The sequence below is a fragment of the Nocardia sp. A7 genome, from assembly GCF_046549215.1.
Taxonomy (GTDB): domain Bacteria; phylum Actinomycetota; class Actinomycetes; order Mycobacteriales; family Mycobacteriaceae; genus Nocardia.
Genome location: NZ_JAJPWE010000003.1, coordinates 396,437 through 419,246, shown reverse-complemented (window position 1 = coordinate 419,246; position 22,810 = coordinate 396,437). Strand labels below are relative to the sequence as shown.

The window sequence follows — 22,810 nt, the reverse complement described above, 5'->3', positions numbered from 1 at the left end:
ACGCCGACCGTGCCCCGGTCAACGACAACGAGACGATTCCGCCGAATCCCCGGCGGCGACACGCCGGGATTCAGGAATCGGTATCGCCGCGGAGCAGCCGCTTTTCATAGGACGCGCGTTTCGACGACCCGGCCACCGCCGCAACTTGATTCGGCACGGTTCGCCGCAACACGATGTCGCGCAACCACAGTGGCAGCGCACCGGTCAGGCCGAGCACCGGGCCGAGATGGGCGGGCAATGTCACCTCGAACCGTGGCCGTGCGACAGCGTCGAGCACCGCCGCGGCGACATCGCTCGGCTGCAACAATTGTGCTGCGCCCGTTGCGGTTCCGGCCGCCAGCTCGGTATCGACCACCCCCGGCATGATCGCCGTCACATGCACACCGCTGCCACGCAATTCCTCACGCACCGCGGTCAGGTAACCCAGCACCCCGTGTTTGGTCGCGGCATAGGTCGCTTCACCGGCGGGGGAGACCTTGGACGCGATCGAGGCGATGCTGACGATGTGCCCACGCCCGCGTGTCCGCATCGCGGGCGCGGTCAGCCGCACCCCACGGATCACCCCGTGCAGGTTCACCGCGAGCATCCGCGCCGTCGCGCTGTCTGGTTCGTCGTCGAACGGCCCGACCCACATCACCCCGGCATTGTTGACGAGCACATCGATCGGCCCGAGGATCGCCTCGGTGACGGCGAGAAAGTCGTGAAACGATCGCTCATCGGTCACATCGAGCTCGCAACCGTGCACAGTTCCGGGCAACCCCGCCGCGGCTTCGCGCGCCGCACTCCCCGACAGATCTCCCAGGCATACCCGAGCCCCCGCGACCGCGAACTGCCGCGCGATCTCCAGCCCGATCCCAGCGGCCCCGCCGGTCACCGCGACAACCCGTCCGGTGTGCGTACGTTTCATGGGGGAAAATGCCCTCTCGGTGGAAACCGCTTGATCTGGCATGTTGTCATGCCAGAAATCGTGGTCAGTATTCCAGGCCGCACGATGCGGCGATAGCTGTAGCGGCAAACTTCTGGACACTTGACCACCAGGAACCGGCGGCGTTCGGATATCGCACAACACTGCGGCCGAGAAGGTGGTTATCGACTACCCAGCTTCGGTCGACGTCAGCGCAGGGCGGTGTGCCACACGATGGCGGCCGCGAGTGCGCCCGCTCCGTTGAGCGACCAGTGCAGAGCGATGGGCGCGAGCAGGCTGCCACTGCGGCGGCGCAGCCAGGTGAAGACGACGCCCGCGGCGGCGGTGGCGGCGACCGCGAGGGTGATTCCGGCGAGTTGGCCGAGGAGCCCGCCGCCGACGATGCTCGACAGTCCCTTGTTGCCGGAAGTCAGGCCGAAGGAGGACGCGATGTGCCAGAGGCCGAACATCAGCGAACCGGCGGCGAAGAGTCCGCGGACGCCGAGGACCCGATCGAGGGTGCCGTGTAGTACGCCACGGAACGCGAGTTCTTCGGGGATCACTGTTTGGAGCGGGATGACGATCATCGAGGCGATCAGCGCGCCGGAGATCGTCGCGTACCGATCGGCGAGGAAGAACGGCCTGGTGATCGGCAGTAGAGCGCCGATCGCGACCGCGGTCAACACGATCCCCACCGCGCCGAGCGCGTACACCGTCCCGCGCTTCCAGTGCCTGGGCGAGAGCCCGAGTTCCGCCCAGCCGAGCCCCCGCTTGCGCATCAGTGCCAGCAGCGCGATCGCCGCGATGGGCACGATGACGATATTGGCCAAGGCCGTCGTGAAGTGCGCGATCAGATTGGTGCCTGCCAGCACGACGACAACCACCGCGATATCGAGGTAGGCATGCAGCTTCGGCCGGGAATCGGCGATGGCGGGTACGGGCACCCGACCGAGTGTACGGAAATATCACGAAAGGAAAACGGTCAGGTGAATGCGGGACAACCCGCCGACCCCGCGTTGAGCGGCATGGAATCAGGCCATCAAGATCGACAGGATTCGCCGCGCTGTGAGTTACTCGACAGTCGATCCGGACCATCCGGCCATATCGGTCCACGCCTGTAGTGCGCGTCGCGTCTCGAACCGTCGCGGTACACCGCTGATCGGATCCGTGAATTCGAGCGAAGCCGCCAGCAATTGCAGCGGTCGCGTGTAATCGTCGACCGGCTTATCGGTGATCACCGGATAGAAATCGTCGCCGAGAATCGGCACGCCGAGCCCGTTCATGTGCAGCCGCAGCTGATGGGTTCGCCCGGTGTGCGGGCGAAGGCGGTAGCGCCCGAGCCCGTCGCGGTGCTCGACCAACTCGACCTCGGTCTCGGCATTGGGCTCGCCGTCCACCTCGAACGCGGCGAGCACCTGCTTCTCCTTGATGATCCGGCTGCGCACGGTCCGCGGCAGCTCGAGCGCTGGGTCGTAGGGCGCGATGGCCTCGTACTCCTTGCGCACGGTCTTGCGGTGGAACATCGTCTGATAGGCCCCGCGGCGCGCCGGATTCACCACGAAAAGCAGCAGGCCGGCGGTGACTCGGTCGAGTCGGTGCGCGGGGATCAGGTCGGGGAGTTCGAGGTCGGTGCGTAGCCGGACGAGTGCGGTCTGCAGGATGTGCTGACCACGCGGGATCGTCGCCAGGAAGTGCGGTTTGTCGATCACGAGAATGTCGTCGTCGCGGTGCACGATGCCGATCTCGAACGGCACCTCGGTCTCGATCGGCAGATCGCGGTGAAACCACACGGCACTGCCCGGCACGAACGGCGCGTCCGGTGCCAGCGGACCAGCCAGATCCACGATCTCGCCCGCCACCAGCATCGCGTCGATCCGGGCCGGGTCCACCCGCGGCAACCGCTCGACGAGGTGGTCGCGCACGGTCGCCCACTGCCCGTCCTCGGGGAGTCGGAGTCGAGCGGGATCGAGGCCGTGCCGTTTCGGCAGCGGCGGCTGCTGCCTACGTCGCATGAGAAACAGTGTTGTCGGCTGATGGGCGCCGGGTGCTCGCGGCCCCCTCTAGCCCGCTGGCGAGCGGCAGTCAGGCGGTGCGCGTCGCCAGTCCCGGATAGTCGATGATCAGACCCGATTCGTCGTAGTCCAGGGTGGCGCGGAAGTCGAAGTCGGGAGAGCTGTAGTCGTAGCGCTGACAGGCTCCGTCAACGATCCGGCGATAGTGCTGCGGTAATCGAGCCGCCGTGAGGTCGGCGGCTCGCACATAGGCGGCGGGCGCGTCGGCGGCGTCACCGACAGCCAGCCCGAGGCGATGCACCGGCAGGGCATTGGTGAACGCCGAAGCCTCGAGGTCGATATCGAGGCACCCGTCGAGCTCGGGCGCGGGCGTGCCGTCGATCTGCCAGCGCCCCAACCCGTCGGACTGCACCGTCACCGTTCGTCTGCCCTCGGGATATCGCCCGACGATCTGTGCCGACCGCGTATGCCAACTCCCGTCGAGCCGCAGCCGATAGTCGATCGCCCAGGTGATCCCGTCCTCGACCGCTGTCGCACACCCTTCGACGAGAACGCCGCGCGCGTCGTCGCGAAAATACGTCACCTCGAATCCGGTACGCGCGTCTCGATGTAACCACGCGGCCGAAGATGGCAGGGGAGTGAACATGCGAAACGCATTCCCTGAATTCGACTTCTCAATCGTTAACCGGCGCGCTGATCGAGCACCATCAGTTTCGCTTCGACGAGAACCTGACGCGCGCGCCGTCGTACCCGGCACAGGTCGACGCTGCATTCGAGATGTATCTGCATTGCCCGATGTGCCTGGTCGGGCGACAGCTTTCCGGGATCGGAATGGCAATCGGCTATCGCTGAAATGATTGACGTGACAAACATTTTCGTTCTCCCACCGCTGAAAGAGATCAAGAGGTAGGGAGGAAATTACGCCCGGAAATACGAATTGCCGATGGGTTGCCTGGTAATTCACACAACCTTCCCCGGCAGGCCACAACCGTTCAACTTAGGCTAACCTACCCTTGGCGGAGTTGCCGCGGACAGGTCGAGAGGCGAGAACGATATGACGGTGCAGGTAGCGCCGCCGCCGGGGGTGGAGTCGGGGAACCGGCTGCCCAAGGCGGCAGCGAAAGCGCAGAAGCAGCGGGAAGCGCTGGCGCGCAAGGAGATTCTGGCACCGGTATCGGGCATGCTCACGGTGGCGAGCCTGATCGTGGCCGTCGCGTCGGTCTGCTCGGTGGTCCCGTTCCTGCTGATCGTGGCGGCCTGTCGTGAACTGCTGAACACCCCGGTCGACACCGACCGGGTGTGGTGGCTGTTCGGCGCGGCCGTGATCGTGCTGGTAGCGCGGGCACTGCTGCAAGCCGTCGCGCTGACATGGTCACACGCCGTCGATGCCGGTTACCAACTCTCCCTGCGCCGACTGCTCGCGAGCAAGCTCACCCGCGTGCCGCTCGGCTGGTTCGGCGAGCGCAGCTCTGGCGAGGTGAAGAACTACCTGCGCGACGACGTCGAGGCCCTGCACTACCTGGTCGCGCACGCGCGCCTCGAGTTCGTCGGCGCGCTGGTGGTCCCGCTGGTCACCCTCGGCTACCTGTTCACCGTCGACTGGCGGCTCACCCTGGTGCTGCTGATTCCGCTGATCGCCTACTTCGTCCTGTTCGGCAAGATCATGGACCGCGACGGTCGTGACCGGCTCGCCGTCTACACCCGCTGGGAGCGCCGCACCGCCGAGGCGACCATCGAGTTCGTCGACGGCATCCAGGTGGTGCGCGCGTTCGGTCAGGCGGGCAAGGCGCACAAGGAGTTCCAGGATGCGGTCGACGGCCAGGTCCAGGCCGCACATCGGATGAAGATGCCGATCATTCGCGTGCAGTCGGCCTCCGACATTGTGGTGATGCCGGTGTTCGTCATGCTGGTGGTGGTGCTCGGCGGGCTCGCCGGGGTCGGCCTCGGCTGGGTAGATCCCCTTGACCTGTTGCCGTTCCTGCTGGTCGGGCTGGGTATCGGCAGTTCGCTGCTCGGCCTCGGTTACGGTTCGCAGGCCCTGCGTGCCGGTGGTGCCGCGGCCCTGCGTCTGCACGAGCTGATGCAGACACCGGAACTGGAAACGGTCGAGACCGAGGCCACCACCCAGACCGGGATCGTCCGCTTCGAAGGCGTCGAATTCGCCTATCGCACCGGCCATGACGTGCTGCGCGGCATCGACCTCGAACTGACCCCCGGCACGATCACCGCGTTGGTCGGCCCGAGTGGTTCCGGCAAATCGACACTGGCGAAACTGCTGCCCCGCTTCTACGACGTCGGCGCGGGCCGAATCACCATCGACGGCCGCGACATTCGCGAATTCACCAGCGAACAGTTGTATCGCACTGTCGGATTCGTCTTTCAGGATGTCCGCCTGATCCGCGGTTCGATTCGCGAGAATCTCCTGCTGGCCAGTCCCGAGGCCGATACCGAAGCCATCGAGCGCGCGACCATGGCTGCCCAGATCCACGATCGGATCCTGGCGTTGCCCCGCGGTTACGACTCCGAGATCGGTGTCGATGCCACCCTGTCCGGTGGTGAGGCACAGCGTCTTTCGATCGCGAGAGCACTGCTGGCCGACACCCCGGTCCTGGTTCTCGACGAGGCCACCGCCTTCGCCGACCCCGAATCCGAAGCCGCGGTCCAGGACGCCCTGGCCGCCTTGGTGGCGGGACGCACGGTCCTGGTGATCGCGCATCGCCTGCACACCATCACCGGCGTGGACCGAATCCTGGTGTTGGACAACGGCGCCATCGTCGAACAGGGCACACACCCCGAGTTGCGCGCCGCGGGCGGGCTGTACCAGCGGCTCTGGGAGATCAACGAAGCCGCGCTCGGCACGCTCGCCCTCGTGGAGGAAACACGATGATTCGCAAGGTTTTCCGCCTCGTCCCCGACGAGTTCGCCCCGCTGATCCCGCGCCTGCTCACGGTGATCGTGCTCCAGGCGCTGTTCCAGGCGATCGCCTACCTGCTGTTGGTCCCGGTACTGGAAGCGCTGTTCGGCGACGATCTGAGCGGCGCCTGGCTGTGGGCGCTCGGGATGACGGTCGCCGTGGCCGGTGTGGTCGTCTTCGGTTTCCTGCAGGCCGTGATCGGGCTGCGGATCGGACTCGGCATGCAGCGTGGTCTGCAGACCCGCCTCGGCGATCAACTGAACGCTCTGCCGCTGGGCTGGTTCGAAGATCGCGACGCGGGCCCGCTCTCGCGGGTGATGGTCGAGCAGGTGCGGGAGATGCAGGGCCTGATCGCCTATCTGCTCACCAAGGTGCTCACCGGCATCATCGTGCCGCTGGTCGTCGCGATCGGGATGCTGTTCATCGACTGGCGGATCGGAGTGGCGATGTTGCTCGCCGCGCCGGTGCTCTACCTGGTCAACAATCTCGCGAACCGCGCCTACACCGGCGCCGACGCGCGCCTGCACACCGCCGCGGCCGAAGCCGATTCGCGGGTAGTCGAATTCGCGCAGGCGCAGCCGGTGCTGCGGGCCTTCGGTGCCGTCGGAGCCGGCAACAAGAAGCTGGATTCGGCACTGGTGCAGCAACGTTCGGCGGTGCTGAAGATGATGGTCGCGACGGTGCCAGGCCTGATCGTGTTCGCGCTGTTCGTCCAGGCCGTGTTCCTGGTCCTGGCCTACATCGCGGTCGTGCAGGTGACCGACGGCTCGGTCTCGGCCGCCGCGGCGATCGCGCTCATCGCGGTGAGCGCGCGCTTCATCGAACCGGTCAACCAGGCGGCTCAGCTCGGCACCGCCCTGCGCTCGGCCGCCGCGGCCGCGGATCGCATCACCGACCTGCTGGCCGAATCGCCGTTGCCGAGTCCTACCGAGCCGGTCACGCCCGGTGCCCCCGCGGTGGTCTTCGACGAAGTGAGTTTCGGCTACCGCTCCGGCGAACCGGTCCTGTCCGACCTGACCTTCACCGTCCCGGCGGGCACCACCACCGCCATCGTCGGACCCAGCGGCTCGGGCAAGACCACCCTGCTCCGCCTCGCCGCCCGCTTCTACGACGTGAACTCCGGCGTGGTGTCGGTCGGCGAACACGATGTGCGCCGACAGCCTTCGGACACCCTGCTCGACCAGCTCGCCCTGGTCTTCCAGAACGTCTACCTGTTCAACCGCTCGGTCGCCGACAACATCCGCATCGGCAAGCCCGACGCAGGCGACGACGACCTGCGCCGCGCGGCCGAAGCAGCCAGGGTCGACGAGATCGTCGAGCGCCTGCCCGACGGTTTCGACACCACCGTCGGTGAAGGCGGCACCTCGCTGTCCGGTGGTGAGCGTCAACGGGTTTCGATCGCCCGCGCCCTGCTCAAGGACGCTCCCATCGTCCTGCTCGACGAGGCGACCAGCGCGCTCGACCCGCACAGCGAAGCCGTCGTGGTCCGTGGCATCCATGAACTCACCAGGGACAAAACGGTTCTCGTCGTCGCGCACCGCCTTTCGACAATCGCCCACGCCGACCAGATCCTGTTCCTGGAAAAGGGTCGCATCTCCGAACGCGGCACGCACGCGGAGCTTCTAGCCCAGAACGGTCGCTACGCAGCCTTCTGGAACGAGCGCGAACGAGCCAGCGGCTGGCGCCTGGAGCCTGTATAAAACCGGTGCCGGGTGGTGTCCGCGCCACCCGGCCCGCGGCTTATCGCGGAACTGGTCCGCCCGCGACTCCCGGATGGTTCGCGATCTCGCTGTGTCTGCCGAGGAGAAACGGCGTGAGGATGTCGTTGGTCAGGCGTTGGGTGTCCGCCGCGCCCCGAGATCCGCCGACCAGGTGCGTGACGAGGAAACGGACTGGGGCAGCCAGGAATTGGGGCACGTCCGTGAAGCTGTAGTGATCGGCCTTGCTGATCTCGTACCGAAACCCCGGCGCCAGCAGCCGTTCCAGCAGGCTGCGATTGCCATCGAGATAGCGCTGGGAGTGTCCGGTCTCGGCTCTGTCGCTCTCGATCAGCAGGACCGGTCGGGTCAGTGAGCGCTCGGGCAGCGCGCCGTAGAGCGTGCCGTCGATATTGGCCGCGGCGGTGAGCCTGTGGTCCATAGACAGCGCGGATAGCGCGGTGGCGCCCCCGAGGGAATGGCCTGCCGCGGTCAGGTTTCCGAGGTCGACTCGGTCGGCGAGCACACCGAGCTGATCCGGGCGGGCGAGTTGATCGAGCACGAATCGCAGGTCGGCCGTGCGGGTTTCGAGTCGCTCGGTCATGTACTCGGTGCCGTCGGGGTCGTCGGCCGAGATGTTCTCGACGGTGGTGGCGATGGTGCCGTCGGCGAGCTCGGTCACCGCGGATTCGTAGGGGTGATCGACGGCGAGGACAACGAAACCGCGGCTCGCCAGGTCGGCGATCAGGCCGGTGTAGAAGGCGCGCGGTGCGCCGTAGCCGGGGGAGAACAGCACGACGGGCCAGCGATCCTTCGCTGCCGAGATCGGAACGTCTGCCGTGGCATGGGTTTCGACGAGGAGGTCCGACAGCAGGAATCCCGGAATTCCGGCCACCCGTGCGGGCAACCGGCCACGCCCGTCGAGATATACCCACTGCCGACCGGACTCCACCTCCGTCGGGTACCACGCCTGGACAACGACATTGCGCCGATCATCGGCTGCTGTCATCGGCTCCGGTCGCTGCTCATCGACCCAGCGGAAGATCTCCGATCCGACGGCGTAGGGCCCGGTGGGTTCGGGTAGTTCCGGCTGCGGTGGCAATGCCCACGGCGCAATCGCCACGGCCGTGAGCACCCCGATCCCCACCCGGAACGCCACCCTGCGGCGGGTGCCCGCGGCATCGGTCATCACGAACGCGAACATCACCGCGATCAGCAGGTAGAGCGGCCACCAGTGCCAGTAGCCCTCGAGCGCCCACAGCGCCAGGCTCGCGATGATCAGCAGCGGTAATGCGAACGGCGCCGCCCGCCTGCCGAACCGGGGCGCCGCGACCAGTGAGATCGCGAACGCGACGGTGGAAATCAACAACACGGCATCGATGACGGACACGGCTCTCGATTCGATCTGGTCAGCCCGGAGGGCGACTATCCGACCAGCTTGCCGAGGATCGACGATGCCCGCATCGGCATCAGGGTGCGTTGCGGGTCATCCCGGAGGATGACCTCATTTCCAGTAGGCCTGCGACTTGATCGCGGTCTTGGGCAGGGCGTGCTGAGTTTTGAGGGTTTTCACGATCGAGCGGGTGGTGTTGCCGCAGCACGCCACCCAGGCGAAGGCGTCTGCCGGGCAGGTGATTTCCTGGGCGGCCTCGCGCAGCAGGCGGCCGTCGTCGACGCGCTGCAACCAGGTGAGGGTGTGGTGGGGCTTGTTGTGGACCGGGATGGTCTGGTCCGACTCGTGCTGCCATTCCAGCCAGACGCGCGCGGGGGTGTCACCGATGGAATCGAGCAGCGAGTTGATGGCGGGCAAGGAGGCGGTGTCGCCGAAGATGACGTATTCGCTCGGCGTCTGCTCGGGGAGCTGGAAGTCCGAGCCGAGCACGGTGGCATCGAGCGGGTCGCCCGGCTTCGCGCGCCGCGCCCAGTCGGCGGCGGGGCCGTCGTGCAGGGCGAAGTCGATGCTCACGGTGTCGTCGGCGGGGTTCTGGTCGACCAGGGTGAAGCCGCGGTGGTGCAGCTTGTCGCTGGTCGCGTCGGGAATCCACAGGCGGATCCACTGGGTCGGGTGCACCGGGTGGTCGGCGAGCAGACCACCGGCGGTGAATCCGATGCGGACGAACTTTTCGGTGACCTGCTCGTTAGAGGTCACCGTCAGTCGATAGTCGGCGCCGCCCCAGGCCTTGGTTATCAGACCGTTCAATCCCTTACCCATGTCGTTAGGTTAGCCTAACGACACTTGTTTGTCCGCTTCGGTGGTTAAATAAGGTAAGCCTATGCAAATATTGGGCTGAGTACGAGAGAGTGGAGAACGAACCGGTGGAAACCCTCCTGGTAGTCGGCGCGGGGCCGAAAGCCCTTGCGGTGGCGGCTAAATCGCACGTTCTGCGCTCGCTCGGCATGGCCGCTCCGCGCGTTGTCGTGGTGGAGGCGCACGCCGTCGGCGGGAACTGGCTGCCCACCGGCGGCTGGACCGACGGACAGCACCGCCTCGGCACCAGCCCCGAGAAGGACATCGGCTTCCCCTACCACTCCACCTGGGCGCGCGGCCGCAACCGCGACATCGACCACGCGATGGCGGCCTTCAGCTGGACCACGTTCCTGATCGAACACGGCACCTACGCCGAGTGGATCGACCGCGGCAGACCGAGTCCGCAGCACCACGTCTGGGCCAAGTATCTGCAGTGGGTCGCGAAATCCATCGACCTCGAGCTGGTGCTCGGTCGCGTGGACCGGATCAGTCACGGCGACGGCGCGCAGTGGCAGGTCGACGTGGTCGACGCCGACGGCGCGCGCAGCGAACTGACCGCCGACGGCCTGATGATCACCGGCCCCGGCCGCAGCAGTCGTGCCCTCCTCGACCATCCGCGCGTGCTCAGCATCGCTGAATTCTGGGACAGGGCAGGCAGACGCACCCTGCCCGCCGCCTCGCGCGCCGCGGTGATCGGCGGCGGCGAGACCGGCGGTTCGGCGCTGGACGAGCTGGTCCGGCACGAGATGCTCACCATCTCGGTGATCTCCCCGCTGGCGACCCTCTACACCCGTGGCGAGAGCTTCTTCGAGAACTCGCTGTTCAGCGATCCGGTGAAGTGGGCGGCACTGAGCGTTCAGGAGCGCCGCGACGTGATCCGGCGAACCGACCGCGGGGTGTTCTCGGTGCGCGTGCAGGAAAGTCTGCTGGGCGACAACCGTGTTCATCACCTGCAGGGACGGGTCACCAAGATCGCGCCGCAGGGGGAGTCGCTGGCCTTGACGCTGAGCAACGAGTTGCGCGCGGACCAGGTGCACAATTTCGACCTGGTGGTCGACGCGACCGGTGGTCAGCCGCTGTGGTTCCTCGATCTGTTCGACCAGCGGACCGCCGACCAACTCGAACTCGCCGTCGGCGGGGCGCTCACGCAGACGCGGATCGAATCGTCGATCGGCTACGACCTGGCTGTCGGCGGGCTCGCCGGGAAGCTCTACCTGCCGAATATGGCCGCGATGGCGCAGGGGCCGGGGTTCCCGAATCTCAGCTGCCTGGGTGAGCTTTCGGACCGGGTGCTCCAGACGCAGCCCGCGCGGGCGCGCGCCGGGGTCGAGCGAGCCGCCGCGAGTCGCTGAGCGATTCGACAGCCGGCGTAGTCGTCCGATCCGTGCGGCGAATCGGACGATTACGCCGGTGAATCAGGCGGGAAGGTCCGCCGGCATGCGAGACGCGGCGTACAGCGCGATGCGACGGTCCGGTCGCACATCGATTTCGCCGACCAGCTGGAAACCTGCCTTGGTCAGGCTGCGGGCGATCGCCACGTTGCGGTGATCGGGGTCGCCCATGACGCGGCGGCAGTGCGGGTCGGCAGCGAAGACCGCGGTCACCATGGTGGAGATCCACGCCGACATGATGCCCTTGCCGATCACCGCGGTGTCGGCGGTGGCGATGTGGAAACCGATGTCGCTGGGATCGCTGTCGTAGAAGCGGCCGATCTCGTCCTTGGCGGCGCGGTAGAACTCCAGGTAGGCGATATCGCGCACGCCGAGTTCGGGCTCGCCGAGTACGGCGAAGTCGAGGCTGAGGATGCAAGGGCGGGAATAGGTTCCGGCCAGCTGGGCGCGGAAGTTCTCGCGCCGCCGTTGCGCGTCCCAGTCCTGTTCCCACGTCTCGAGCAGGTGCGGGCGGGTCATCCATTCGGCGAGCAGCTCGGGGTCGGTGCCGTCGGGATCGGCAAGGCGCAGGCTGAAAGGTGCCGCGAAGACGGGCAGCACGGGCGCGGGGGCCGCGGCCGTTTCGGCGGGCAGGTCGGTCTGCTCGCGGGGCAGCGCGGTGGGGGTCCCGGCGGGGTTCATCTGCTCGGTGCTCCGTTCAATCGTTACCTTGGTCACCTCAACTGGTAAGGCTAGCCTATACTAATGGCCGGGTGTTACTGTTGCCCGACCGATCGCCCGGTAATAGCCGGGCCGTCTGGCGAACGGGTCGGATTCGGGTGCAACAGGATTCGCCCCGGTCCCGGACGACTGCGCCGGGTGGGCCCGTGCGCGAGCGCGGCGTTGGACAGTGCGAAACGGCCGCGCGGCTTTGCGTGACCGGTGTGAGGGAGAGCGACATGGCACGAGAACTCGGCTGGATCAGGCAATTTCAGGCCCCCAGGACCGATTCCCTACCGCCGCTGATCGTCTTCCCGCACGCGGGCGCGGGTGCATCGGCCTATCGGGTGTTCGCCAAGCGTATGGCCGCTGATTTCGACACCACGATCGTGCAGTACCCCGGCCGTCAGGACCGCGCCCGCGAAGCCGCGGCGGAAACCCTGCCCGAGCTGGCCGCAGGCGCTTTCGAAGCCTTCCGCGACTCCGCGCACAACACCGGCGCACCGCTGACGGTTTTCGGGCACAGCATGGGCTCCATCATCGCGTTCGAGTTCGTCCGTTTGGCCGAAGCCGCGGGGTTGTCCGTGCGTTTGCTGGTGGTCTCCGCGGCCGCCGCACCGCACCGGATCGCCGAGCTGCCCGGCCATCCCACCGAGGACGACGAATTGCTCGACCACATGGCCGCACTCAACGGCACCGGCATCGACGTGCTGGCCAGCCGTGAGGTGATGCGGATGGCGCTGCCCGTTCTCAAGGCCGATTACCGTGCCTTCGACGCGTATTCGTGCGGCCCCGAGGTGCGCGTCACGACGCCCGTGCTGGTGCTCGGTGGCGACGACGACCCGTTCGTCGGCCCGCGCGACCTGTACGGCTGGGACCAGAGCACCACCGCCGAGATCGAGGTCACCCTGTTCGAGGGTGGCCACTTCTACCTCGACGAGAACATTGACGGCATCGCCGAAGCGCTCGTCGGCCAGGCGCTCGCGCGATGAATTCCGATCCCATTGTGATCGTCGGGATGGGTGTCGAAGCGCCCGGCGGTGTCGACACCCTGCCCGCGTTCTGGTCCGCGCTGGCGGCCGGGCGTGAGCTGATCGGGCCGTTCCCGCGTGACCGGGACTGGCCGCTCGACGAACTGTTCGCCCTCGGCAGGCTCGACGGCTGGGCACCGGTCCGCGATGCGGGCGGCTTCCTCGACGGCGCGACCGAGTTCGACGCGCAGTTCTTCGGCATCACCCCGCGCGAGGCGGTGGCGATGGATCCGCAGCAGCGGGTGGCCATGCGGGTGGCGTGGCGGGCGCTCGAGCACGCCGGTATCAATCCCGGTGCGCTGGACGGTGATTCGGCCGGTGTGTGGATGGGCGTTTCGACGGTCGAGTACGGACCACGGGCGGGGTCGGTGAACGAGTACAGCGGTTATCGCGCGACCGGCACCGCGCTCGGTGCGGTGGCCGGGCGGATCTCGCACGGGCTCGGCCTGGTCGGTCCGTCGATCAGCGTGGATACCGCGTGCGCGTCGTCGCTGACCGCGGTGCATCAGGCCGCTTCGGCGATCCGCGCGGGCGAGTGCGAGTGGGCGCTGGCCGGTGGGGTGTGCGTGATGGGTTCGCCCGGCGCGTTCTACGAGTTCTCCAAGAACAATGCCCTGGCCACCGATGGCCATTGCCGTTCCTACGCCGCCGACCCGACCGGCACCCTGTGGGCCGAAGGCGCGGGAGTCATCGTGCTGGAACGGGAATCGCGGGCGAAGGCCCTCGGCCACCGGATCTACGGGCAGCTCCTCGGTTCGCGGGTCAACCACAACGGTTCCGGCGCCCCGATCGCGGTACCCAGCTCAAGCGCGCAGCAGCGGTTAATCGAGGACACGGTCGCTGCGGCCGGGATCAGTGCCGACGACATCGGCCTGATCGAAGGTCACGGCACCGGCACCGCTGTCGGCGACCCACTCGAATTGACGGCGCTGGCAGCCACTTACGGCAACCTCGACCGCGCCGACGGTCCGCTGCTCGGTTCGGTGAAGTCCAACACCGGCCACGCCCAGGCGGCTTCGGGGATGCTCGGGCTGATCAAGGTGCTGCTGTGCGGCGTGCACGGCACGATCGCACCGAGCCTGTGGGCCGACCGCCCGACCACCGATATCGACTGGGACACAACCAGTTTGCGGCTCGCCGCCGAACTGACCGACTGGGCACCGCGCGCGGACGGCCTGCGCTACGCCGCGGTCTCGTCGTTCGGAGTCGCGGGAACCAACGCGCACGCCATCGTCGGCCTGCCGGTGCTGGAGGAAATCGATCATGGCTGAGTACCGCTTGCCGGACGGCAGGGTTCCCGTCCTGCTGTCCTCCGACAGTGTCGACGGACTACGCGCCGAGGCTGCCGCGCTGCGTGATTACGTGACTACGCACCCCGAAGTGACTCCGGAACGGCTGGCGGACATGCTGTTCCGCACTCGTGTTCCCCGTCGCCGCCGTGCGCTGATCCTTGCTTCGCCGGCGCTAGCGCGGGCAACGGTGGCCGACGTGGCATCGCCTGTGGGCAACGCCGCGTCAGTGACTGTCGCGGACGAAGTCTCGCCGACGCGGGCCGCTGATGAGCTGTTGTCCGTGCTCGACGCGATCGCGACGGGTTCGGAGCACGCGCTCGTCGTGCACGGCGACGTACCCGCGAGCGCGCGGCGGATCGGCTTCGTCTTTCCCGGTCAGGGCAGTCAGCGGCCCGGTATGGGCGCGACGTTCTACGAGCTGTCGACCGCGTACCGCGCGGTCGTCGACGAGTGCGCCGCCATCCACGCCGAACGTTTCGGACATTCCCAGCCGCTGCACTATCTGCTCGGCCACGAGGGGCAGTACGAGGACACGGTGTGGGAAGTGCAGCCCGCGTTGATGTTCCACATGACGGGCCTGGCGGCGCTGTGGCGAGCGGCGGGTGTCGATCCGCACGCGACCATCGGCCACAGCCAGGGCGAGCTGGCCGCGGGCGCGGTCTCCGGTGTGATGACGCTGCGTGATTCGGTGCTCGCGGTGACCCATCGTGCCCTGCTCGCGGACCGGCTGTCCCCGCGCGGCTATTCGATGGCGGTCTTCGGGATGGACCGCGAGAGTGTGGAAGCGCTGATGGCGCGGCACTCGGGCTGGGCCGAACTCGCGGTCGTCAACTCGCCGCACATCATCGCCATTTCCGGTGAGCGCGGCGCCGTTGTCGATCTGGTGGCCGCGGCCACCGCGCGCGGCCAGTTCGCGCGGGAGATCCGGGTCGCCTTCCCGGCGCACACCTCCATCGTCGCCGAGGTGCGGGCCGACTTCGAAGGCTTCCTCGGCGACGAGATGAGCGCGCCGAACTTCCTCGCGTCCGAGATCGACTGCTATGGCGCGACTCTCGGCGAGAAGATCACGCCCGACCTCAAGCAGGAGGAGTACTGGTTCTGGAACCTGCGCAACCGCGTCCGGTTCGACCGGGCCGTGGTCAGCGCGGGCAGTGACGGCGTCGACCTGTTGATCGAGGTCGCCGAACACCCTGTGCTGCAGCTGGCTATCCAGGAAAACCTCAGCTTGGTCCCGAACCGTCCCGGCCTGCCCGCGCGCGATTTCCGGGTCCTTGGCACCTCGCTGCGCACCGCGACCGGGCTGTCCGAGTTCACCCGCAATCTCGCCCAGGTCGCCGTACTCGACAGCGACTACCGCTGGGACGCACTGCGCGTCGACGACACCGTCACCCTCCCGCTGCGCGACTTCCCCCACACCATCACCAACCCCAAGCGACTGTGGGCCCCGCTGGGCGCCAACGAAACTCCGGCCGAGCTCGCGGTCACCACCCCGAAACCCCAACGGCTGGTGGAACAGTGGACGCCGCTGCAGCGCCGCTCCCTGACCGCGCCGCGCAGCCTGCTCATCGTCGACCACACCGGCGAATGCTCCGACCTGGCCGCCGCTCTCGTGACCGCGGCCGACCGGCACGGCGCCGATGCGCGGGCAGTCGGCCCGCGCGAGCTCGCCGCCGCGGCGACCGAAGCACCGGATTCGTCGGCGCCCCACCACGGCGTGCAGAGAAACGGTGCTGAGAACTCCGCGCCGCGTCTGCGCATCGTCGGCGAGCAGGGGCCGGGTGTGGCGGCGACCGAGTCGGCGGCGCTCGTCAGTGCCCGTGGCGAACTCGCGGCTGATGCCGTGATCGTCCTGCTGCCACCCAGCCTCGACGACGGCAGTTCCGGCGCGATAGCAGCGCTGACCTCGTTCTATGCCGAACGCGCTTGGGCCACGGCGCTGTCCGCGCTGCGACCAGGCGGGGAGTGCTGGCTGCTCACCGTCGGTGGCGAGGCGGTGCGCGACGATGACCCGATTCCCGGACTGTTCCAGTCGGGCGTCAGCGCCGGATTCCGCAGTGTCGGCATCGAACACCCGGGAATCCGCTTCCGGCATCTCGATCTCGCCGCGAACGAATCCGCGTCCGCGCAGGCCGCCAAGATCGTCGGTGCGGTGCACTCCAACGGTGAGGCGGAGCTGGCGTTGCGGGCGGGCAAGCTGTTCGTGAAGCGCCTTGTCGTCGATGCGACCAGTGAAACCGGTTCGCTCGGCACAGATCTCGATCATGTGGTGATCGTCGGCGGTACCGGTCAGCTGGGTCTGCGGTTCGCCGATCATTTGGCACGCACGGGCGCGGGACGGATCACGCTGCTGAGTCGCAGCGGCGAAACCGAGGCTCTCGCCCCGGAATTGGCTCGCCTGCGTGGCATCGGGGCGACCGAGATCGCGGTGCGGTCCTGCGATGTCAGCGACCCCGACGCGGTAGCCGCCTTCGGTGTCGAGATCGCCGACCGCCCTGTGGATCTCGTGATCCATGCCGCGGTCAACTACGTGGACGCCGAACTCGACCAGATCACCGACGACGCCGTGCGCACCGCCGCCGCCGCGAAGCTGCGTGGCCTGGACAACCTGGTCGACGCGGTCGCGCTGACCGTGGACTGCCGTGTGCTGCTGTGCTCGTCGATGGCGGCGACGCTGGGCGGGCGCGGACAGGTCATGTACGCGGTGACCAACCGCATGCTCGACGTGGCGGCCCGCAGGCTGCGCGCCCGTGGCATCGCCGCCGCGAGCCTGCAGTGGGGGCTGTGGAGCGTGGCCGGTCCGCTCGACGACGCGGGGTTCGCCCGGGTCGAAGAGGCAGGTGTGTTCCCGATGGTGCCCGCCGACGCGATCGAAGCCGGGCTCGCCTTGCCGGTTCGCGACGGCATGATCATCGCCGCTGACTGGGACTTCCTTCGCGAGGTGCTCGGAGCGTTCGGGCAGGCCAGCATACTTACCGGTCTCGAAACCGCCGGGGTGCGGACGGACAGTTCAAGCAGTGCAGATGGTTCCGGCACGCAGTCGGGTGCGGGCATTGCGGTCCGATCGGGGTCGGCGACCTCGTCCGGGCGTTCCGATGCCCTGCCGGGTTCGCCCGAAACCGGTTCGCCCGACGGCGTCCCACTCGACCTGCGCATGCGCACCGAACTGCTCAAGGTGATCGGCGGCGACAGCGCCGAATCCATCGACGCCACCATGCCATTGGTCGCGCTCGGCCTGGACTCCCTGCAGGCCTTGGACTTCCGTAAGCGCGTGAAGGCGGAGCTGGATCGCGACCTGCCGGTCGCGGCGATTCTCGGCGGCGCATCGCTCGACGACGTCGTGCTGCTCATGGCACAGAACACCAACCAGGGCTGAGGGGCCGAAGAACATGTCTGACACCGAAGCCACCCTGTCCGTCGCGGAACGCCGCAAACTGCTGCTCCAGCAGAAGCTGCGCGAACGCGGCATGTCCGTCGTGAGCGCCGAACCCGCCGCTGTACCGCGAATTCCGGCGGGGGAGCGGCGCCCGCTCACCCCCGGCCAGCGCCGCATGTGGTTCCTGCAGACCCGCGACACCGACGACACCGCCCTCAATATCTGTGTCGCCTACCGCCTCACCGGCCCGCTCGATCCCGACCGCCTGCACGCCGCGTTCGACTCGGTGGTCGCCCGCCACGACATCCTGCGCACCACCTACGGTGCGGATGCCGAGGGCACGCCGTTCCAGGTGTTCGCCGCCGACGCACGGGCCGAGTGGGCGACCCACGACGTGACCGAGCGCGACGAGTCCGACCGTGACCTGCGTGTGGAGGTGCTGGCCCAGCGCGACTTCGCCCGCCCCTTCGCCCTCGGCACCGAACTCCCGCTGCGCGCCACACTGATCCGCACGGGTGCCGACGAGCACGTCGTGCTGTTCACCATCCACCACATCTGCTGGGACGACGACTCCTGGGCCATCTTCTTCGCCGAACTCAACGCCGCCTACCGGCTCGGCACCCGCACTCCCGCCTCGGACACGGTGCAGTTCGCCGCGATCGCCCCCACCGCCGAGCCCGCCGACGCCGACGTCGCCTACTGGCGTGAAGCCCTGCGCCCGCTGCCCGAACCGCTCGAGCTCCCCGGCTCCGCCTCGGCACGCCCGGGCAGGCACGCCCGGCGCCGCACCCACCGCCTCCCGGCCGACCTCGTCACCCGCACCGAGCAGTTCGCGCGCGAGCAGGCCGCGACCCCGTTCATGGTGCTGCTGGCAGGCTTCGACGCCCTCGTGCACCGCTACACCGCCGCCGACGACTTCCTGGTCTCCATCCCGGTGACGGACCGCCCCGTCGGCACCGAACAGCTCATCGGTTACTTCGGCAATACGCTGTTGCTGCGCGCGGGCATCGGTGGCCGCGACGATTTCGCCACCCTGGTCGCCGGTGTCCGTGACACCTGCGCCGATGCCTTCGCCCGCCGTGGTGTCGGTATCGATCGTGTTGTCCGCGAAGCGAATCCGGACCGCGTCGCAGGCCGCGACGGCATGGATCAACTCGTCCGCCTCGGTTTCAGCGTGCGCAAGAGCGCCGACGGTTTCGCCATCGACGGCGTCACGTCGACCCAGCTCGAACTCGGCGCGGCGAGCGCGCAGGTGCCGCTGGCCTTCGCCGTGGTGCTCGAGGCCGACGGCACCGCGATCGTGGAAGCCGAATACCAGACCGACGTGCTCGCCGACGCCCTCATCGACCAGCTGCTCGAGCACTTCGGCCGACTCCTCGACAGCGCGTTGCGTGACCCGCGACGCAGGCTCGCCGACCTCGACATGCTCGGCGGCGCCGACCGTGCCGCGCTGCTCGACCGTTCGCACGGCCTGCTCGTCGACGAGCCCGCGACAACCCTTGTCGCCCTGCTGGAATCGGCAGCCACCGCCACTCCGGACGCGATCGCGCTCGCTTCCGACGACATAGATCTGACCTACGCACAGCTGCACGCTCGCGCGAATCGGTTGGCGCACTGGCTGATCGGGCAGGGCATCGGCCCCGAAGACATCGTCGGCCTGCGCCTCGGCACCTCGGTCGAGTTCATCGTCGCCGTGCTCGCGGTGCTGAAGGCCGGTGGCGCGTACCTGCCGATCGACCCGGCCTACCCGGACGACCGCATCGAGTTCCTGGTCGAGGACGCCGAGCCCCGATTGTTGCTGGGCGCAGTCGAATTGGCCGCCGCCGAGGAGCTGGCGAACGAGCTGCCCGCGACGGCACCCACCGACGCCGAACGGCTGCGTCCGCTGCGTCCGTCGAACCTCGCCTACGTCATCTACACCTCCGGCTCCACCGGCAAGCCCAAGGGTGTTCCGGTGCCGCACAACGCGATCGCCGAGCACATCGTCTGCTTCACCGCCGACTGGAACATGACCTCCGCCGACCGGCTGATGCAGTCGTCGTCGGTGAGCTTCGACGCGTCCCTGGTCGACATCGCGATCACACTGACCGTCGGCGCCCAACTGATCGTGCCCAAGCCCAACGCTTTCCGCGACATCCGCTACGTCGCCGACCTCATCAGCCGTCGCCAGGTGACCGTGCTGCACATGGTCCCGTCGATGCTGAGCACGTTCCTGCTGCTGCCCGAGATCAGCGAATGGCAGTCGCTGCGCCAGATCCCCGTCGGCGGTGAGGCTTTGCCCGGCGAGGTCGCCGACCGCTTCGCCAACACCCTCGACGCCGAACTGCGCAACCACTACGGACCGACCGAAGCCGTGGTGTGCTCCACTCACATGCCGGTCGCGGGTCCGCAGGGTACCGGCGTGGTGCCGATCGGCCTCCCCAACCGCAACGTCTACACCTATGTCCTGGACGAAGCCCTGCAGTTGGTGCCCGACGGTGTCGTCGGCGAGCTCTACCTGGGTGGCGACCAGCTCGCCCGCGGCTATCTCGATCGCGCCGGGCTCAGCGCCGAGCGATTCGTCGCCGACCCCTTCGCGGCCACGGTGGCGCTCGGGTCCGCCGACACAACCGTCGAAGGCTCGGCTGCCGGAGCTGTGCAAGGCGCGGTGGCCGCGCCCACCGGCAGCGCCGCCGCCGGTGCGCGTATGTACCGCTCCGGAGACCTGGTGCGCCGCAACAGTTTCGGTGAGCTGGAGTTCGTCGGTCGGGCCGACGAGCAGGTGAAGGTGCGTGGTTTCCGCATCGAACTCGGCGAGGTCGAAGCCGCGATCGCCGCGCATCCCGCCGTCGCCCACTGCGTCGTCGTGGTGACCGAGGACCCCGCGATCGGCGCGATGCTCGCCGCGTACGTGGTGCCCGCCGAGGAGACCGTCGACCTCGAACAGGTCCACGCATTCGCCGCGTCTGCCCTGCCGGAATTCATGGTGCCCAGCGCTTTCGCGGTGATCCCAGAAATCCCGCTGACCGTCAACGGCAAGCTCGACAAGCGCGCCCTGCCCGCCGCGACCCCCGCCGTCGTGCGCACCCACCGCGCCCCGGCCACCGCCACCGAACGCAAGGTCTGCGCCCTGTTCGGCGCGCTGTTCGACCGCGACGAGGTTAGCGCGGAGGACTCCTTCTTCGAACTCGGCGGCCACTCCCTGCTCGCGGCCCGCCTGGTGGCCCAGGTCCGCGCCGAATTCGGCATCGAACTCGACGTCCGCGTCGTCTTCGACAGCCCGACCCCCGCCGCACTGGCCGCCAATCTGGTCGCCCGCTTCCTCGCGGAGTTCGATATCGACCTCGACGCGGTCGACAACGATTTCGATGACGCCCCCGCCGCCCCCGAGAGCCCGACCACGAACACCGCGACCGCACCCACTGAGACCGAGGGAACCGAGACTGCGGACACTTCGGCCCCGGTAGCCGCAGGACCGGGGCGTTCCAGTCGCCCCGCGATCGGCGGGCGCCCGCGTGGCGAGCGTGTTCCGCTGTCGTATTCACAGCTGGCGATGTGGTTCCAGTACCGGATGGAGGGTGCCGGTTCGGTCGGCAACCTGCCGTTGGCCCTGCGCTTCGACGGCGTCCTCGACATAGGGGCCCTGCGTGCCGCGCTCGATGACGTGGTCGCCCGGCACGAGTCGCTGCGCACCACCTTCCCCGAACACGATGGCGTGCCCTACCAGGTGGTGCACCCCGCCGCTCCGGTCCCGCTGCCGGTGCGCGAGGTCGCGTCCGACGATCTCACCGCCGCACTCGCCGAGATCGCCGACTACCACTTCACTCTCGACGGTGAGCCGCTGATCCGCGCCGAACTGCTCGTGCTCGCCGCCGACACCCATGTGCTCTCGCTGCTGGTGCACCACATCGTCGCCGACCACGCGTCCTTCGGCGTGCTGCTCGACGACCTCACCACCGCGTACTGGGCTCGCAGCGAGGTTGGCGCCGCCCCGAGTTGGGCGCCGCTGCCGGTCCAGTTCGCCGATTACGCGCTGTGGCAGCGTGAACTGTTCGATCCGGCCGCGCCGAGCGCGTTCGCTACCGACCAGATCGACTACTGGCGGGCCGCGCTCGCGGAGGTCCCCGAGGAGATCGCGGTCGCCCACGATCGGCAGCGTCCGCCGGTGCTCGGCAAACGCGGGGAAGTGGTGAACTTCTCGTTGCCCGGCGCCGTTCGCTCTGGGCTCGAATCGCTCGCGATCCGCAGTGGCGCCACCGAATTCATGGTGTGCCAGGCCGCGGTCGCCACCTTGCTCCACACGCTCGGCGGTGGCACCGACATCACCCTCGGCACTCCCGTCGCGGCGCGCACCGATCCGGCGACGACCACCCTGATCGGGCTGTTCGCCAATATGGTCGTGCTGCGCAACGACCTGTCGAACGCACCGACTCTGCGCGACACCGTGATTCGGGCGCGCGATGTGGTGCTCGACGCCAACGCCCACCAGGAGCTCCCGATCGAGCGCCTGGTCGAAGCGCTCAACCCGCGTCGCTCACGCTCTCGAAACCCGTTGTTCCAAAGCATGATCCACTTCCGTGGCGCCGACTGGGCACCCACCACGCTCCCGTTCGCGACCTCGGGCGAGAGCACCGTCACCGTGCTGCCCGCCGACTTCGACGTCTCCTTCCTCGACCTGAATCTGAGCCTGAACGTGACCGCCGACGGCGGCATGGACGTGCGCGTCGTCGTCAACGCCGATCTGTACGACCCCGCCACGGCCACGCTGATCGCCGACGCGCTCGCCGCCACGCTGCGGGCCTACGCCGAGACTCCCGACCTGTCCGTCGCCGACCTGCGCGTGCTGCCCGCCGCGGACCTCGAGCGCCTACTCGCCGCGCCCGCCCCCGCCCCCGTCGCCGCGAGCGCCGTCGCCGCCGTCGCGGCGACCGACTCCGACACCGAGCGCACCCTCATCACCCTGATCGAGGAACTGCTGGAGACCGACGACGTCACCGGCGAGGACAACTTCTTCGCCATCGGCGGCGACAGCGTCATCTCCATCCAGTGGTCGGCCCGTGCCGCGGAACTCGGACTGGCGCTGACCCCGCAGCTGGTGTTCGAGTGCGCCACGATCACCGAACTGGCCGCCGCCGTCGACGCGGCCGCCGGTGTGGCGAAGACCGAAGAGCCCGAACAGGTTTCGCACGCGCCGATGAGCGCATCCGGCCTGGAGGCCGACGCGTTGTCCGCGCTGACGGCAGCCTGGTCGGCTCAGGGATGAGCGGCTC

Annotated in this window: 14 protein-coding genes; 7 read left to right on the top strand and 7 right to left on the bottom strand. The window is 68.3% G+C overall.

Features of this window, described 5'->3' with window-relative positions; translation table 11 throughout:
• Positions 1 to 70: 70 nt before the first annotated feature.
• From ACLJPD_RS19880 to ACLJPD_RS19865, 4 genes are all read right to left on the bottom strand, one after another.
• Positions 71 to 907: an SDR family oxidoreductase gene (locus ACLJPD_RS19880; RefSeq protein WP_410873997.1), complete on the bottom strand. Its 837-nt coding sequence runs from the start codon at positions 905 to 907 to the stop codon at positions 71 to 73.
• A 206-nt stretch (positions 908 to 1,113) separates the two neighbouring features.
• Complete coding sequence (locus tag ACLJPD_RS19875) at positions 1,114 to 1,848, bottom strand: CPBP family intramembrane glutamic endopeptidase (protein ID WP_410873995.1); 735 nt, start codon at positions 1,846 to 1,848, stop codon at positions 1,114 to 1,116.
• 126 nt (positions 1,849 to 1,974) lie between these two features.
• Positions 1,975 to 2,916 carry an RluA family pseudouridine synthase gene (locus ACLJPD_RS19870; protein ID WP_410873993.1) on the bottom strand — a complete coding sequence of 314 codons (942 nt, stop codon included), beginning with the start codon at positions 2,914 to 2,916 and terminating at the stop codon, positions 1,975 to 1,977.
• Positions 2,917 to 2,986: 70 nt separating this feature from the next.
• Positions 2,987 to 3,562 (bottom strand): putative glycolipid-binding domain-containing protein, encoded by a 576-nt coding sequence (locus ACLJPD_RS19865; protein ID WP_410873991.1) that lies wholly within the window; start codon positions 3,560 to 3,562, stop codon positions 2,987 to 2,989.
• 408 nt (positions 3,563 to 3,970) lie between these two features.
• On the opposite strand from ACLJPD_RS19865, the gene ACLJPD_RS19860 reads away from it, so the two are divergent.
• Together ACLJPD_RS19860 and ACLJPD_RS19855 are read left to right on the top strand one after the other, a co-directional pair.
• Entirely contained in the window at positions 3,971 to 5,803 is a 1,833-nt protein-coding gene (locus ACLJPD_RS19860) for an ABC transporter ATP-binding protein (protein ID WP_410873989.1), read from the top strand.
• Positions 5,800 to 7,530, top strand: a complete 1,731-nt coding sequence (locus ACLJPD_RS19855) for an ABC transporter ATP-binding protein (protein ID WP_410873987.1) — start codon at positions 5,800 to 5,802, stop codon at positions 7,528 to 7,530. The genes ACLJPD_RS19860 and ACLJPD_RS19855 overlap by 4 nt, the downstream gene beginning before the upstream one ends.
• 40 nt (positions 7,531 to 7,570) lie before the next feature.
• On the opposite strand, the gene ACLJPD_RS19850 is transcribed toward ACLJPD_RS19855, so the two are convergent.
• Both ACLJPD_RS19850 and ACLJPD_RS19845 read right to left on the bottom strand, forming a co-directional pair.
• A complete protein-coding gene (locus ACLJPD_RS19850) occupies positions 7,571 to 8,917 on the bottom strand; it encodes an alpha/beta hydrolase family protein (protein ID WP_410873985.1) in 1,347 nt (448 codons plus the stop codon).
• Positions 8,918 to 9,031: 114 nt separating this feature from the next.
• Positions 9,032 to 9,739 carry a siderophore-interacting protein gene (locus ACLJPD_RS19845; protein WP_410873983.1) on the bottom strand — a complete coding sequence of 236 codons (708 nt, stop codon included), beginning with the start codon at positions 9,737 to 9,739 and terminating at the stop codon, positions 9,032 to 9,034.
• Between the two features lie 104 nt (positions 9,740 to 9,843).
• Here ACLJPD_RS19845 and ACLJPD_RS19840 point away from each other — a divergent pair, with 104 nt between their 5' ends.
• Complete coding sequence (locus tag ACLJPD_RS19840) at positions 9,844 to 11,127, top strand: SidA/IucD/PvdA family monooxygenase (protein ID WP_410873981.1); 1,284 nt, start codon at positions 9,844 to 9,846, stop codon at positions 11,125 to 11,127.
• 63 nt (positions 11,128 to 11,190) lie between these two features.
• Here ACLJPD_RS19840 and ACLJPD_RS19835 read toward each other — a convergent pair whose 3' ends face one another.
• Positions 11,191 to 11,847, bottom strand: a complete 657-nt coding sequence (locus tag ACLJPD_RS19835; protein WP_410873979.1) for a GNAT family N-acetyltransferase — start codon at positions 11,845 to 11,847, stop codon at positions 11,191 to 11,193.
• Positions 11,848 to 12,104: 257 nt separating this feature from the next.
• Between ACLJPD_RS19835 and ACLJPD_RS19830 the strand changes: the two genes are divergently transcribed.
• Genes ACLJPD_RS19830 through ACLJPD_RS19815 form a run of 4 tightly spaced genes read left to right on the top strand, consistent with a single transcriptional unit; the run spans position 12,105 to position 22,803 of the window.
• Complete coding sequence (locus ACLJPD_RS19830) at positions 12,105 to 12,857, top strand: thioesterase II family protein (protein ID WP_410873977.1); 753 nt, start codon at positions 12,105 to 12,107, stop codon at positions 12,855 to 12,857.
• Complete coding sequence (locus tag ACLJPD_RS19825) at positions 12,854 to 14,167, top strand: polyketide synthase (protein WP_410873975.1); 1,314 nt, start codon at positions 12,854 to 12,856, stop codon at positions 14,165 to 14,167. Before ACLJPD_RS19830 ends, ACLJPD_RS19825 begins: the two co-directional genes overlap by 4 nt.
• Positions 14,160 to 17,561 (top strand): SDR family NAD(P)-dependent oxidoreductase, encoded by a 3,402-nt coding sequence (locus ACLJPD_RS19820; protein WP_410873973.1) that lies wholly within the window; start codon positions 14,160 to 14,162, stop codon positions 17,559 to 17,561. The genes ACLJPD_RS19825 and ACLJPD_RS19820 overlap by 8 nt, the downstream gene beginning before the upstream one ends.
• A 13-nt stretch (positions 17,562 to 17,574) precedes the next feature.
• The gene (locus ACLJPD_RS19815) at positions 17,575 to 22,803 is read left to right on the top strand and encodes an amino acid adenylation domain-containing protein (protein ID WP_410873971.1); all 5,229 of its coding nucleotides are present in this window, start codon (positions 17,575 to 17,577) and stop codon (positions 22,801 to 22,803) included.
• Positions 22,804 to 22,810: the final 7 nt, after the last annotated feature.